Source organism: Thermobifida alba, from assembly GCF_023208015.1.
In the GTDB taxonomy this organism is placed as follows: Bacteria; Actinomycetota; Actinomycetes; order Streptosporangiales; family Streptosporangiaceae; genus Thermobifida; species Thermobifida alba.
In genome coordinates this window covers 2,357,879-2,371,464 of sequence record NZ_CP051627.1, presented here as the reverse complement: position 1 = coordinate 2,371,464, position 13,586 = coordinate 2,357,879, and the positions used below count along the sequence as shown (strand labels likewise).

Annotated in this window: 14 protein-coding genes; 13 read left to right on the top strand and 1 reads right to left on the bottom strand. The window is 72.2% G+C overall.

From position 1 onward, the window contains the following. The first annotated feature begins 1 nt into the window (after position 1). The 13 genes from FOF52_RS10480 to FOF52_RS10420 all read left to right on the top strand — a co-directional run bounded on the left by FOF52_RS10480 (position 2) and on the right by FOF52_RS10420 (position 11,970). A complete protein-coding gene (locus FOF52_RS10480) occupies positions 2 to 925 on the top strand; it encodes a phosphatidylinositol mannoside acyltransferase (RefSeq protein ID WP_248593629.1) in 924 nt (307 codons plus the stop codon). Beyond that, the gene (locus FOF52_RS10475) at positions 922 to 2,061 is read left to right on the top strand and encodes a glycosyltransferase family 4 protein (protein WP_248593628.1); all 1,140 of its coding nucleotides are present in this window, start codon (positions 922 to 924) and stop codon (positions 2,059 to 2,061) included. Before FOF52_RS10480 ends, FOF52_RS10475 begins: the two co-directional genes overlap by 4 nt. Continuing rightward, positions 2,058 to 2,621 (top strand): hypothetical protein, encoded by a 564-nt coding sequence (locus FOF52_RS10470; protein ID WP_248593627.1) that lies wholly within the window; start codon positions 2,058 to 2,060, stop codon positions 2,619 to 2,621. Before FOF52_RS10475 ends, FOF52_RS10470 begins: the two co-directional genes overlap by 4 nt. Positions 2,622 to 2,827: 206 nt before the next feature. Next, entirely contained in the window at positions 2,828 to 3,739 is a 912-nt protein-coding gene (pdxS, locus tag FOF52_RS10465) for a pyridoxal 5'-phosphate synthase lyase subunit PdxS (protein ID WP_248593822.1), read from the top strand. Between the two features lie 259 nt (positions 3,740 to 3,998). Next, positions 3,999 to 4,604 carry a pyridoxal 5'-phosphate synthase glutaminase subunit PdxT gene (gene pdxT / locus FOF52_RS10460; protein ID WP_248593626.1) on the top strand — a complete coding sequence of 202 codons (606 nt, stop codon included), beginning with the start codon at positions 3,999 to 4,001 and terminating at the stop codon, positions 4,602 to 4,604. Positions 4,605 to 4,606: 2 nt separating this feature from the next. Further along, complete coding sequence (locus tag FOF52_RS10455; protein ID WP_248593625.1) at positions 4,607 to 5,356, top strand: YebC/PmpR family DNA-binding transcriptional regulator; 750 nt, start codon at positions 4,607 to 4,609, stop codon at positions 5,354 to 5,356. Positions 5,357 to 5,472: 116 nt separating this feature from the next. Then, positions 5,473 to 6,021, top strand: coding sequence for a crossover junction endodeoxyribonuclease RuvC (ruvC, locus tag FOF52_RS10450; protein WP_248593624.1), 549 nt, complete (start codon positions 5,473 to 5,475; stop codon positions 6,019 to 6,021). Between the two features lie 31 nt (positions 6,022 to 6,052). Further along, complete coding sequence (gene ruvA / locus FOF52_RS10445; RefSeq protein WP_248593623.1) at positions 6,053 to 6,664, top strand: Holliday junction branch migration protein RuvA; 612 nt, start codon at positions 6,053 to 6,055, stop codon at positions 6,662 to 6,664. A gap of 14 nt (positions 6,665 to 6,678) precedes the next feature. After that, positions 6,679 to 7,734: a Holliday junction branch migration DNA helicase RuvB gene (gene ruvB / locus FOF52_RS10440; RefSeq protein ID WP_248593622.1), complete on the top strand. Its 1,056-nt coding sequence runs from the start codon at positions 6,679 to 6,681 to the stop codon at positions 7,732 to 7,734. A gap of 139 nt (positions 7,735 to 7,873) precedes the next feature. After that, on the top strand, positions 7,874 to 8,248 hold the full coding sequence (gene yajC, locus FOF52_RS10435; protein WP_282574027.1) for a preprotein translocase subunit YajC: 375 nt from the start codon (positions 7,874 to 7,876) through the stop codon (positions 8,246 to 8,248). A 90-nt stretch (positions 8,249 to 8,338) separates the two neighbouring features. Then, positions 8,339 to 8,869, top strand: a complete 531-nt coding sequence (locus tag FOF52_RS10430) for an adenine phosphoribosyltransferase (RefSeq protein WP_248593621.1) — start codon at positions 8,339 to 8,341, stop codon at positions 8,867 to 8,869. Positions 8,870 to 9,369: 500 nt separating this feature from the next. Next, positions 9,370 to 11,538, top strand: coding sequence for a RelA/SpoT family protein (locus FOF52_RS10425; RefSeq protein WP_282574025.1), 2,169 nt, complete (start codon positions 9,370 to 9,372; stop codon positions 11,536 to 11,538). A 48-nt stretch (positions 11,539 to 11,586) separates the two neighbouring features. Next, positions 11,587 to 11,970: a cupin domain-containing protein gene (locus FOF52_RS10420; RefSeq protein ID WP_248593619.1), complete on the top strand. Its 384-nt coding sequence runs from the start codon at positions 11,587 to 11,589 to the stop codon at positions 11,968 to 11,970. Between the two features lie 75 nt (positions 11,971 to 12,045). On the opposite strand, the gene FOF52_RS10415 is transcribed toward FOF52_RS10420, so the two are convergent. Then, entirely contained in the window at positions 12,046 to 13,278 is a 1,233-nt protein-coding gene (locus FOF52_RS10415; RefSeq protein ID WP_248593618.1) for a DUF349 domain-containing protein, read from the bottom strand. Positions 13,279 to 13,586 lie beyond the last annotated feature (308 nt).

Below are 13,586 nucleotides of genomic sequence, written 5' to 3'. Positions count from 1 at the left end.
CATGCGTCCAGGCACCACGGACCGCGCCGTCGCCGCGGCCTACTCACTGGGCTGGACCCTCGTCCGGCACCTGCCCGAACGGACCGGGCAGTGGGCCTTCACCAGGATCGCCGACCACGCGTGGCGGCGGCGCCTGGGCGGGGTCCGCCAACTGGAGGCGAACCTGCGCCGCCTGTTGGGCCCCGACGCCACCCCGGCCGAACTGCGCGCCCTGTCCAGGGCCAGCATGCGCTCCTACCTGCGCTACTGGTACGAGCTGTTCCGGCTGCCCTCGATGGACCGCGACGAACTCCTCGACCGCACCCGCAGCAGCGGGATCGAGGCCCTTGAGGCCCACCTGGAGGCGGGCCGCGGCGTCGTCGCCGCCCTGCCGCACATGGGCAACTGGGACCACGCGGGCGCCTGGATCGCCCTGCGCGGCACCCCGCTGACCACGGTCGCCGAACGGCTGCGCCCCGAAAGCCTGTTCCGGCGCTTCACCGCGGTCCGCGAGCAGCTGGGCATGGAGGTCCTCCCCCTCAGCGGGGGCGCCGGCCACACGGTCGGCACCCTCGCCCGCCGGCTCCGCGCGGGCGGCCTGGTGTGCCTGCTGGCCGACCGCGACCTCACCGCCCAGGGGGTCGAGGTCACCCTCTTCGGAGAGCGCGCACGGATGCCCGCGGGCCCCGCCGCACTGGCGCTGGCCACGGGCGCGGCGCTGATGCCCGTGTCGCTGTGGTTCGACGGACCGCACTGGGGCATTCGGGTACACGAGGAGATCGCACCGCCCTCCCAGGGAGACCGCGCCGCCCGCATCCGCGCGATGACCCAGGAGCTGGCGTGCGTCTTCGAACAGGAGATCGCCGCACACCCCGAGGACTGGCACATGATGCAACCCGTGTTCACCGCCGACCTCGCCGGACCGGCAGGAGGGGCGAGCCGATGAGGGTCGGTCTGGTCTGCCCCTACTCCTGGGACGTCCCCGGCGGGGTCCAGCAGCACGTCGGCGACCTCGCCGAGGCGCTCATGGAACTGGGCCACGAGGTGTCGGTGCTGACCCCCTGCGACGCCGACACCGAACTGCCCGCCCACATCGTCTCCGCGGGCCGCGCCGTCCCGGTGCCCTACAACGGCTCGGTGGCCCGCCTCGCCTTCGGGCTGCGCACCGCCAACCGCGTCCGCCGCTGGGTCCGCGACGGCGCCTTCGACGTGCTGCACGTGCACGAACCCGCCGCGCCCAGCCTGTCCCTGCTGGCCTGCTGGGTGGCGGACGGCCCCATCGTGGCGACCTTCCACACCAGCAACCCCCGCTCCCGGGCCATGGCCGCCTCCGCCGGCATGCTGCAGACCGCGCTGGAGAAGGTCAACGGCAGCATCGCCGTCTCCGAGGCCGCCCGCAAGACCCTGGTCGAGCACCTCGGCGGAGACGCCGTGCTCATCCCCAACGGGGTGTGGACGCGCCGCTACGCCGACGCCGAGCCGCTGCCCGGATGGCCCGGAGAGGGCGGGGCGATCGGCTTCCTCGGCCGCATGGACGAGCCCCGCAAGGGCCTGGCCGTGCTCCTGGAGGCCTTCAACGACCTGGGACGCCGCCGCCGGGGCCTGCGGCTGCTGCTCGCCGGTCCCGGCGACGCCGCGGAGGTGCGCGCCCGCGTCGACCCGGACCTGCGGGACCGGGTGACCGTCCTGGGACGGGTCAGCGACACCGACAAGGCACGCGTCTACCGCTCCGTCGACGTCTTCTGCGCCCCCAACCTGGGCGGTGAGAGCTTCGGGATCGTCCTGACCGAGGCCATGTCCGCGGGCGCGACCGTCCTGGCCAGCGACATCCCCGCGTTCCGGCACGTGCTGCGCGGCGGCGCGGCCGGGGAGCTCTTCGCTGTCGGCCGGGCCCGCTCGCTCGCCGGACGGGCCGCCGCGCTGCTGGACGATCCGGCGCGGCGGGCGGAACTGTCCCGGGCGGCGCTCCGGGCGGTCCGCGCCTACGACTGGCCCGCGGTCGCCGCCGACGTGGTGCGCGTGTACGAGACGGTGCTGCCCGTCGGGGCCGGCGGACTGGTGGGGACGGGGAGCGACCGGTGACCGAGGCGCTCGCCGTCGTCTGCACCCTGCTGGTACTGCTGTCGGTCTCCTTCTACCTGTCCTGGCGGGCCAGTCGGCTGGACCGCCTGCACACCCGGTTGGAGACCGCGCAGGCCGCGCTCGACGCGGCGCTGGCCCGCCGCGGCGCGGTGGTGGGCGAAGTGGCCGCCTCCGGGGTGCTGGGGCCGGCCGCCAGCGTGCTGCTCTCCGACGCCGCGGCCCGGGCCCGGCGCGCCGGGGAGCGCGCCGACCGCGAGGTGGCGGAGAGCAACCTCTCCCGGGTCCTGCGCGCGGTCCTCGCCGAGACCGGCGCCGTGGCGGACGGCGGCGACCTGCTCGCCGAGACGTACGCCGCCGCCCGGCACGTCCACATCGCCCGCCGCTTCCACAACGACACCGTCACCGCCATCCACACCGCCCGCTCCTCCCGCCTGGTGGGCGCGCTGCACCTGGCCGGACACGCGCGGCTGCCCGCCTACTTCGAGATGGACGACGAGCCGCCCGCACCGCTCGACCAGCACTGGCCCGACCTGCCCGGGGGAGGCGGGAATGAGCGGTGACGGCGCGGTGTTGTGCCAACGGGTCGCCACTGTGGCGTACAACCGCCTCCCCTGACTCCGGAATGTCCGTAAAAGCGGACAAAACCGGATCTACCATGAAGGGGTGGAGAGGGGAGGCCGCCGTACACCGCGCCCATCCCACCCAATAAGATCCTCCTCGCATCGAGGCGATAGCCGTGTCCACCGAGAACCTGGAGTCCGAAGCCGTGACCAACACCGCCGAGAACACAACCGAAAGCACGGTCGGCACCGTCCGCGTCAAGCGCGGATTGGCCGAGCAGCTCAAGGGCGGTGTGATCATGGACGTGGTCACGCCGGAGCAGGCCAGGATCGCCGAGGACGCCGGCGCGGTCGCGGTCATGGCCCTGGAGCGGGTCCCCGCCGACATCCGCCGCGACGGCGGCGTGGCCCGCATGTCCGACCCGGACATGATCGAGGGCATCCAGAACGCCGTGGAGATCCCCGTCATGGCCAAGGTCCGCATCGGCCACTTCGTCGAGGCGCAGGTCCTCCAGGCGCTGGACGTGGACTTCATCGACGAGTCCGAGGTGCTCACCCCCGCCGACGAGGCCAACCACATCAACAAGTGGGACTTCACCGTGCCGTTCGTGTGCGGCGCCACCAACCTGGGCGAGGCGCTGCGCCGCATCGCCGAGGGCGCGGCCATGATCCGCTCCAAGGGCGAGGCCGGCACCGGCAACGTCGTCGAGGCCGTCCGCCACATGCGGCAGATCCGCGCCGAGATGCGGCGGCTCACCCAGCTCGACGACGCCGAGCTGTTCGCCGCCGCCAAGGAGCTGCGCGCCCCCTACGAGATCGTCCGGGAGGTCGCGCGCGAGGGCAGGCTGCCCGTCCCGCTGTTCTCCGCCGGAGGCGTCGCCACCCCCGCCGACGCCGCGCTCATGCGCCAGCTGGGCGCCGAGAGCGTCTTCGTCGGCTCGGGCATCTTCAAGTCCGGCGACCCGGCCAAGCGCGCCAAGGCCATCGTCGAGGCCACCACCGCCTACGACGACCCCGCCGTCATCGCCCGGGTCTCCCGCGGCCTGGGCGAGGCCATGGTCGGCATCAACCTCGACGAACTCGACGCCTCCCAGCGCTACGCGGGACGCGGCTGGTAGGCCCGTTCCCGCAGGCGGGGCGCCCGGTGCCGGCACCGGGCGCCCCGCCTGTCCGGGGCACCGCTCCCGGTGCCCCGGGAACTCCCCGGCACGGACAGCGGCGCCGCCGAATCCGACGCCGGCGACCTCCGCACGGTCCCTCCCGTCCCGCCGCACCGCCTACCCTGGAGAACGCGGGACGGCGTCTCGGGCCCGGCCCGCGCCGCCGAACTGCACGTCGGCGGACCGAGCAGCACGAGCAGCCAAGCGAGGTCGCCCCTTGTCATCCGCCCCACCCGTCATCGGAGTGCTCGCGCTCCAGGGCGGTGTCCGCGAACACGTCCGCGCCCTGGAACACGCGGGCGCCCGCGCCCGCGGCATCCGCCGCCCCGACGAACTCGACTCGGTCGACGGCCTGGTCGTCCCCGGCGGGGAGTCCACCACCATGTGGCGCCTGGCCGTCGCCTTCGACCTGCTCGAACCGCTGCGTGAACGCATCGCCTCGGGACTGCCCGCCTTCGGCACCTGCGCGGGCATGATCATGCTGGCCGACCGCATCGAGGGCGGAGTCCCCGGTCAGCAGACCATCGGCGGAATCGACATGACGGTGCGGCGCAACGCCTTCGGACGCCAGAACGCCTCCTTCGAGGCGCCGGTCGAGGTGACCGGAGTGGACGGCGGACCCGTCGAGGCGGTCTTCATCCGCGCCCCCTGGGTCGAGTCGGTCGGCCCGGCCGCCCGGGTGATCGGGCGCGTCCCCCGAGGAGACCAGGCCGATAGGATCGTTGCGGTGCGGCAGGGGAGGCTGCTGGCGACCTCGTTCCACCCCGAACTCACCGGTGACACGCGTGTCCACCGGCTCTTCGTCGACATGGTGAAAGGATAGGCATGGCCGGCCACTCCAAATGGGCCACCACCAAGCACAAGAAGGCCGTCATCGACGCGAGGCGCGGCAAGCTCTTCGCAAAGCTGATCAAGAACATCGAGGTTGCGGCGCGCACCGGCGGCGGTGACCCCGACGGCAACCCGACGCTCTACGACGCCATCCAGAAGGCCAAGAAGAACTCGGTCCCGCTGGACAACATCGAGCGCGCCCGCAAGCGCGGCGCCGGCGAGGAGGCCGGCGGCGCCGACTGGCAGACCGTCATGTACGAGGGCTACGCCCCCGGCGGTGTCGCCCTGCTGGTCGAGTGCCTCACCGACAACCGCAACCGCGCCGCCTCCGAGGTGCGCGTGGCGGTCACCCGCAACGGCGGCTCCATGGCCGACGCGGGATCGGTGTCCTACCTGTTCAACCGCAAGGGCGTGGTGATCGTCCCCAAGGAGGGCACCACCGAGGACGACGTCACCCTCGCGGTGCTCGAAGCCGGCGCCGAGGACGTCAACGACCTGGGCGAGGCGTTCGAGGTCGTCTGCGAGGCCAGCGACCTCGTCGCGGTGCGCACCGCCCTGCAGGACGCCGGGATCGAGTACGAGTCCGCCGAGGTGAGCTTCCTGCCGAGCATGGAGGTCCCCCTCGACGAGGAGGGGGCCAGGAAGGTGCTGCGCCTCGTCGACGCCCTGGAGGACTCCGACGACGTGCAGAACGTCTACACCAACGCGGACATCCCCGACGACGTCATGGCGAAGATCGCCTGATCCGCCGCCTCTCACGCGCGCCCCGGCCCGCGCCGGGGCGCGCGTGTTCCCGGGTACGCCCGAGGACGCCGCGGAGGGTAGGCTCTGCGAACGAGCGTTCGAGAAACGGGGGAACCGTGCGCGTACTGGGAATCGACCCGGGACTGACCCGGTGCGGCGTGGGCGTGGTCGACGGCGCCGTCGGCCGCGCGCTCACCATGGTCGCCGCGGGAACCGTGCGCACCCCCGCCGAGGACGAACTCCCCGCGCGGCTGCTCGGCATCGAACAGGGCATCGAGCAGTGGCTCGACGACTACCGGCCCGACGCGGTCGCCGTGGAACGGGTCTTCGCCCAGCACAACGTCAGCACCGTCATGGGCACCGCGCAGGCCGGCGCCGTCGCCGTGGTCTGCGCCGCCCGCCGCGGCCTGCCCGTCGCCCTGCACACGCCCAGCGAGGTCAAGGCCGCCATCACCGGAAGCGGGCGCGCCGACAAAGCCCAGGTGGGCGTCATGGTGGCGCGGATCCTGCGGCTGGACGGCCCGCCCCGGCCCGCCGACGCCGCCGACGCGGTGGCCCTGGCCATCTGCCACCTGTGGCGCGGCAACGCCCAGGCCCACCTCGCCCGGGCCCGCCAGGAGTTCGCCCGCAGAATCGAGACCGCCCGCCGGGCGGGCGGTCGGTGAAGCACCGCAGAGCAGCAGGGAGACCAGCACCGTGATCGCGTTCCTCAGCGGCCGGGTCGCGTCCCGCGGAGCCGGGACCGCGGTCATCGACGTGGGCGGGGTCGGCATGACCGTGCACTGCACCCCGGCCACCCTGGCCCGGTTGCACGTGGGTGAGGAGGCCACCGTCGCCACCGCACTGGTGGTCCGGGAGGACTCCCTCACCCTGTTCGGTTTCGCCGACGACGACGAACGCGACACCTTCGAGCGCCTCCAGACCGCCAGCGGGGTCGGACCGCGCCTCGCCCTGGCCATGCTCGCCGTCCACACCCCCGACGCGCTGCGCCGCGCCGTCGCCGCGGAGGATACCGCGGCGCTCACCCGGGTACCGGGTATCGGGAAGAAGGGCGCCCAGCGCATCGTCCTGGAACTGAAGGGCAAACTCGGCGAGCCCGTCGGCGGCGACGAGTCGGCCGCCGCCGGACGGCCGTCCCCGGTCGCCTCCCTGCCGTGGCGCCCGCAGGTGGTCTCCGGCCTGGTCAACCTGGGCTGGTCGACCCGTGAGGCCGAGGCCGCCGCCGACGCCGTCGCCGCGGAGGCGGGCGAGCAGACCGACGTCGCCGCGCTGCTGCGCAGCGCCCTGCGCAGACTCAGCCGGGCCTAGAGGAGGGCACGCCGATGAGCGAACACGAACGGGACCTGGTGTCGCCAGAGGCCGACCTGGACGAGCACGCCATCGAAGGCGCCCTGCGCCCCCGCACCCTCGACGAGTTCGTCGGCCAGGACCGCGTCCGCGAACAGCTCTCCCTGGTGCTGCGCAGCGCCCAGCAGCGCGGCAGGGCGCCCGACCACATCCTGATGTCGGGCGGCCCCGGACTCGGCAAGACCACCCTGGCCATGATCATCGCGGCCGAGCTGGGCGCCCCGCTGCGCATCACCTCCGGCCCCGCCATCGAACGGTCCGGGGACCTCGCCGCGGTCCTGTCCACCCTGCGCGAGGGCGAGGTGCTGTTCCTCGACGAGATCCACCGCATGGCCCGCCCTGCCGAGGAGATGCTCTACGTCGCCATGGAGGACTTCCGGGTCGACGTCGTCGTCGGCAAGGGACCGGGAGCCACCGCGATCCCCCTGGACATCGCCCCGTTCACCCTCGTCGGCGCCACCACCCGGGCCGGGATGCTGCCCGCCCCGCTGCGCGACCGGTTCGGGTTCGTCGCGCACATGGACTTCTACCGGCCCGAGGAGCTGGAGGTCATCCTGCGCCGCTCCGCCCGCCTGCTGGGAGTCCACCTGGCCGACGACGCCGCGGCCGAGATCGCCCGCCGCTCCCGCGGCACCCCCCGCATCGCCAACCGGCTGCTGCGCCGGGTCCGCGACTACGCCGAGGTCCGCGGCGACGGACGGCTGACCCTGGACAGCGCCCGCGCCGCGCTCAACCTCTACGAGGTCGACGACGAGGGGCTGGACCGCCTCGACCGCGCCGTGCTGGACGCGCTGCTGCGCCGCTTCCGGGGCGGCCCCGTGGGCCTGTCCACCCTCGCGGTGTCGGTGGGGGAGGAGCCCGAGACCGTGGAGGTCGTCGCCGAGCCCTTCCTCGTCCGCTCGGGCTTCGTCGCCCGCACCCCGCGCGGCCGGGTCGCCACCCCCCAGGCCTGGACGCACATGGGGCTCACCCCGCCGCCCGACGCCGCTTTCGGGGCGGCCGCCCTGTTCGACACCGACGAGGAGCCGTAGGCTGGCAGCACAGGCGACCGCACGCGCCCCGCTCGGAGGGGAACCTCCGGGCCGAACCGTTCGTTGACGGCGAGCGTGCCTCCGGCCGCAGCCGCGTCCACCGGTCGGCGCGGCCACGAAGACCCAGAAAGGACGCCCCGTGCAGGGCCTGATCACTCTCGCAGAACAGCAGCCGCAGAACCAGAGCGCGGGCCTGGTCAGCCAACTGCTGATGTTCGCCCTCATCATCGTCGTCTTCTACCTGCTGTTCTTCCGCCCGCAGCAGAAGCGCCGGCAGCAGGAGATGCAGATGCAGAACTCGCTGACCCCGGGGACCGAGGTGCTGACGAAGGCGGGCATCTACGCCACCGTCGTCGAGGTCCACGACGACGACGTCGAACTGGAGATCTCCCCGGGGACCCGCATCCGCATGGTCAAGGGCGGAGTGGGGGAGATCATCTCCCCCCAGGAGCCCGACGACACCACCCCGCCGGAGGACCGCCCCGACTTCGGCGGCGGCCGGGACGGCGCCTGAGCGGCCGCCCCGCACCGCAGTCCCCGGTACCGGACCGCACCCGGCGACCGGTACCGCCCACCCCCACCAGACCGAGAAAGCCGTCCACCCATGACCGCTGACGTGAAGACGCTGATCGACCGGTACGTCCGTGACGTTCCCGACTATCCGCAGCCCGGTGTGGTCTTCAAGGACATCACCCCGCTGCTCGCCCATCCCGCCGGCCTGGCCACGGTCGTCGACGCCCTCGTCGAACCGCTGCAGGGCAGGGGGATCGACCTGGTCGCCGGACTCGAAGCACGCGGTTTCATCTTCGGCGCGCCCGCGGCGGTGCGGCTGGGGGCGGGGTTCGTCCCCCTGCGCAAAGCGGGGAAACTTCCCGCGCAGACTCTCGCCGAGTCCTATGATCTGGAGTACGGTACCGCCACCGTCGAGATGCACGCCGACGCGGTCACCCCGGGAAGCCGAGTGCTCGTCGTCGACGACGTGCTCGCCACCGGAGGCACTGGACGGGCCGCGGTGGACCTGATCCGACGGGCAGGTGGTACCGTCGTGGAATTCTCGGTCCTCCTGGAACTCGGATTCCTCAAGGGACGCGAGAGACTGGCCGACGTCGACCTGCGGGTACTGGCTACGGTCTGATCCCGGCAGGGCACCGCCCACCACCTGGTGCGGGGGCCTAGACTGGGAATGACGGTACCGCGGCATCGCGTTGGAAGGACATACGGGCGCCCAGGCGCCCGCACGCTCATCGAACCGGTGCGTCGAATGGCGACAGCCACGTCCCATCGTCTCGGCCTGTACGAACCGTCCGGCGTGGTGGCGGCCTCGCCGGCTCAGCCGCGGGAGGGTGCCCAATGCGTAGTGAAACGGTATCGACCCACACCGAACCGGTGCGCCCCGAGCCTTCCGCCCCCGCGGCCCAGACGCCTGCGGGGGCGTTCCCACAGGACCGGAGGCACGGAGACGAAGGCCGAAAGGGCGCTTCCGCCCCGCAGGAGCGCCCCGCCCCTGCCGCCCCCGGCGCATCCGAGGCCCACGGCGACGCCCCGCGTCCCGCACCCGCACCCCATCCCGGACCGTCGTCCACGGTACGGGTCCGACGCAGGCTCGCCCGACTCGGCGCTCAACGGGGAACGACCATGAACCCGGTCCTCGAACCACTCGTCAAGACCGTCCGCGCCACTCACCCCAAGGCGGACATCCGGCTCATCGAACGCGCCTACGAGGTCGCCGCCCACCACCACAGGGAGCAGAGACGCAAGAGCGGCGACCCCTACATCACCCATCCCCTCGCGGTGGCCACCATCCTCGCCGAACTCGGCATGCAGGAGGCCACCATCGCCGCGGGGCTGCTGCACGACACCGTCGAGGACACCAGTTACACCCTCGACCAGCTGCGCGCCGACTTCGGCGACGAGATCGCCGAACTCGTCGACGGCGTCACCAAACTCGACAAGGTCAAGTACGGTGAGGCCACGCAGGCCGAGACCGTGCGCAAGATGGTCGTGGCGATGTCCCGCGACATCCGGGTCCTCGTCATCAAGCTCTGCGACCGCCTGCACAACATGCGTACCCTGCGCTACCTGCCGCAGGCCAAACGCGAGAAGAAAGCACGGGAGACCCTGGAGATCTACGCCCCCCTGGCCCACCGCCTGGGCATGAACACCATCAAGTGGGAACTGGAGGACCTCGGGTTCGCCACCCTGTACCCCAAACGCTTCGACGAGATCGCCCGCCTGGTCTCCGAACGCGCCCCGCGCCGCGACGTCTACCTCCAGGACGTCATCGAGGCCGTCTCCGCCGACCTGAGAGAGGCCAAGATCAAGGCCACGGTGCGCGGCCGCCCCAAGCACTACTACTCGATCTACCAGAAGATGATCGCCCGCAACGTCGGGTTCGACGAGATCTACGACCTCGTCGGCATCCGCGTCATCGTCGACAGCGTCCGCGACTGCTACGCGGCGCTGGGGACCATCCACGCGCGCTGGAATCCGGTGCCGGGACGGTTCAAGGACTACATCGCGATGCCGAAGTTCAACATGTACCAGTCCCTGCACACCACCGTGATCGGCCCCGAGGGCAGCCCGGTGGAGCTGCAGATCCGCACCCGCGCCATGCACCGGCGCGCCGAGTACGGCATCGCCGCGCACTGGAAGTACAAGGAGGACCGCAACGCCGGCGGGAGCAAGGCCAAGAGCGCCTCCACCGACATGGCCTGGCTGCGCCAGCTCATCGACTGGCAGCAGGAGACCAAGGACCCGGGCGAGTTCCTGGAGTCGCTCCGCTTCGACCTGTCGGTGCAGGAGGTCTTCGTCTTCACCCCCCGCGGCGACGTCATCTCCCTGCCGCAGGGCGCCACGCCCGTCGACTTCGCCTACGCGGTGCACACCGAGGTCGGCCACCGCACGGTGGGCGCCCGGGTCAACGGCCGCCTGGTCTCCCTCGACAGCGAACTGCACAACGGCGAGACCGTCGAGGTCATCACCGCCAAGACCGACGACGCCGGCCCCAGCCGGGACTGGCTGGAGTTCGTCAAGAGCGCCCGCGCCCGCAACAAGATCCGGCAGTGGTTCACCAAGGAGCGCCGCGAGGCCGCGATCGAGCAGGGCAAGGACGCCATCGCCAAGGTCATGCGCAAGCAGGAGCTGCCGGTCCAGCGGCTGTTCACCGGCGAGTCGCTGATCGCGCTCGCCCACGACCTGCGCTACCGCGACCTGGACGCGCTGTACGCGGCCGTCGGCGAGAACCAGATCAGCGCCCAGCGGGTCGTCGACAAGCTCGTCGAGTCCCTGGGGGCGCTGGACAACGCGGAGGACATCGCCGAGGCCACCACGCCCATCCGGGTGCCCCGCAAACGGATCACGAGCAACCCCGGAGTGGTGGTCCAGGGCGACCCGGACGTGTGGGTCCGGCTGTCCAGGTGCTGTACCCCGGTCCCCGGGGACGCCATCGTCGGCTTCGTCACCCGCGGCGCCGGTGTCTCGGTGCACCGCAGCGACTGCGTCAACGTCGACCACCTCGACCCCGACCGCATGGTCCCGGTGGAGTGGCAGCCCACCGGCAACTCCATGTTCCTGGTGGCCCTGCAGATCGAGGCGCTGGACCGCACCCGCCTGCTGTCGGACATCACCCGGGTGCTGTCCGACCAGCACGTCAACATCCTGTCGGCGACCGTGCAGACCAGCCGCGACCGGGTCGCGCTGAGCCGGTTCACCTTCGAGATGGCCGATCCCGCCCACCTGGGGCACGTCCTCCGGGCGGTCCGCGGAGTGGACGGCGTCTACGACGTGTACCGGGTCCGGAACTGAACGGAGTGTCACATTCTGTCCGGCGAGGCCATCGCGCAGACTGACGGTATGCAGAAACTCTCACTGGACGCGCTCGCCGACCACCAGCTCCGACTCGCCCTCGACTCCTCGGCGGGACGCAGCGCCAGCACCGTCTACGGGGGGCACGAGCGCTCCCTGCGCCAGACCGTGATCGCGATGCGGGAGGGAGCGGAGTTGTCCGAGCACCCCAATCCCGGGCAGAGCACCCTCCAGGTGCTGCGCGGCAGGGTGCGTCTCACCGCCGGGGACGACGCCTGGGAGGCGCGCTCCGGGGACATGATCATCGTCCCGGAGGCCCGGCACGCGGTGGCCGCGCTGGCCGACTCCGCGATCCTGCTGACCGTGGTGATGAACGACGAGCCCCCCGAGGAGGTCAGCCGCCGCCGACGCCAGGAGCAGCAGGCCACGTGACTGCGCGGCGGCGACGCGGTGGACCGCGTCCCGCCTCCGCGGACGCGGTCCACCACGGATCGTCGCGAGCGGCTCCTAGCTCATCTCCGCCAGCGCCCGCTCGGCTTCGGCCAGCCACGCCCGCCGGGCGTCCAGCGACTCCTGCGCCTGGCTCGCCCTGCGCTCGTCGCCGGCCTCCCGGGCGTCGGCCAGCTGCTTCTCCAGCGTCTCGATGGAGTCGCGCAGCTGCGCGATGGTCGCCTCGGCGCGGGCACGCGCCTCGGGATTGGTGCGCTGCCACTCCTGCTCCTCGGCCCTGCGCACCGCCTCCTCGATCCTGCGGAAGGCCCCCTCCAGGCGGTCCCGGACGTCACGCGGTGCCGGACCGGCCTCCTCCCAGCGCTCCTGGAAGTCGCGCAGCCTCACGCGGGCTTCGCGCGGGTCGGTCACCGGAAGCAGCGCCTCCCGGGCCTCCTCCAGCAGCTTCTCCTTGATCTCGGCGTTGCCGCGCAGCTCCGCGTCGCGTTCGGCGAACACCGCGTTGCGGGCCGTGAAGAAGCGGTCCTGGGCGCTCTTGAAGCGTTCCCACAGCGCGTCCTCGGTGGCGCGGTCGGCGCGGCCCGCGGACTTCCACTGCTGCATCAGCTCGCGGTAGCGGCCCGCGGTGGGGCCCCAGTCGGTGGAGTCGGCGATCGCCTCGGCCTCCGCGACGATCCGCTCCTTGACCTCGCGCACCTGCTCACGCTGCTCGTCCAGGCCGGCGAAGTACGCCTTGCGCCGCTTGGAGAAGGCGTTGCGCGCGGCGGACATGCGCTTCCACAGCGCCTGCTCGGTGGCGCGGTCGGCGCGCGGCGCGGCCTTCCACTCGTCGATGAGCTGGCGCATGCGCTCACCGCCGGTCTTCCAGTGCGTCGTCTCCTCGGCCACCCGCTCGGCCTCGGCGACGATGCGTTCCTTGATCTCGCGGGCTTGGGCGCGGGCCTCCTCCTGGGCCTGCTTCTGCTCGATCCGGCGCTGCTCGACCCGTTCGGTGAGCACGTCCAGGCGCCGGGCCAGGGAGTCCAGGTCGCCGACGGCCTTCGCCTCGGTCACGGCGTCACGCAGCTTCTGCACGCTCGCCAGCGCCTGCGCGGCGGACAGGTCGGTGGTGGCCAGACGCTTCTCCAGCAGTTCCACTTCGGTCAGCAGCGATTCGTACTTGCGCTTGAAGAAGGCGAGGGCCTCCTCGGGCGCCCCCGCCTGCCATGACCCGACGACACGTTCGCCCTCGCTCGTGCGCACATAGACCGTGCCGTCGTCGTCTACGCGGCCCCAGGGGTCCGTGGTCACCGTGTCCTCCTGATGTGATGAGCCTGATGCTCGTCAGGTCCGTATGGTCGTGGCAGCGTGCCACCAGCACTGCGGCCGAGACGTGATCTCCCGCCGGAGCGACGGCGCGTTGGCACGTGTATGGGAACGAATCTACCCGTATCCGCCGGATCGACCTGTGATGTCGCCGCCCGGGCCGGCCGTTCGGCCACACGTGGTCCGGGCAGGGACCAATATGACACCGTCACGGCGTTTGGCAAAGAGTCACGGGCAGCGTGGTGACCGAATGGTGATGAATTGGGGCAGCAGAGTGACCAGTCCTGGGTATG

Excerpts from the sequence above, each read along its gene's own strand:
- FOF52_RS10480 (WP_248593629.1), top strand. The coding sequence starts at position 2 with ATGCGTCCAGGCACCACGGACCGCGCCGTCGCCGCGGCCTACTCACTG.
- FOF52_RS10475 (WP_248593628.1), top strand. The coding sequence starts at position 922 with ATGAGGGTCGGTCTGGTCTGCCCCTACTCCTGGGACGTCCCCGGCGGG.
- FOF52_RS10455 (WP_248593625.1), top strand. The coding sequence starts at position 4,607 with ATGGCCGGCCACTCCAAATGGGCCACCACCAAGCACAAGAAGGCCGTC.
- ruvB (WP_248593622.1), top strand. The coding sequence starts at position 6,679 with ATGAGCGAACACGAACGGGACCTGGTGTCGCCAGAGGCCGACCTGGAC.
- FOF52_RS10430 (WP_248593621.1), top strand. The coding sequence starts at position 8,339 with ATGACCGCTGACGTGAAGACGCTGATCGACCGGTACGTCCGTGACGTT.
- FOF52_RS10425 (WP_282574025.1), top strand. The coding sequence starts at position 9,370 with ATGAACCCGGTCCTCGAACCACTCGTCAAGACCGTCCGCGCCACTCAC.
- FOF52_RS10420 (WP_248593619.1), top strand. The coding sequence starts at position 11,587 with ATGCAGAAACTCTCACTGGACGCGCTCGCCGACCACCAGCTCCGACTC.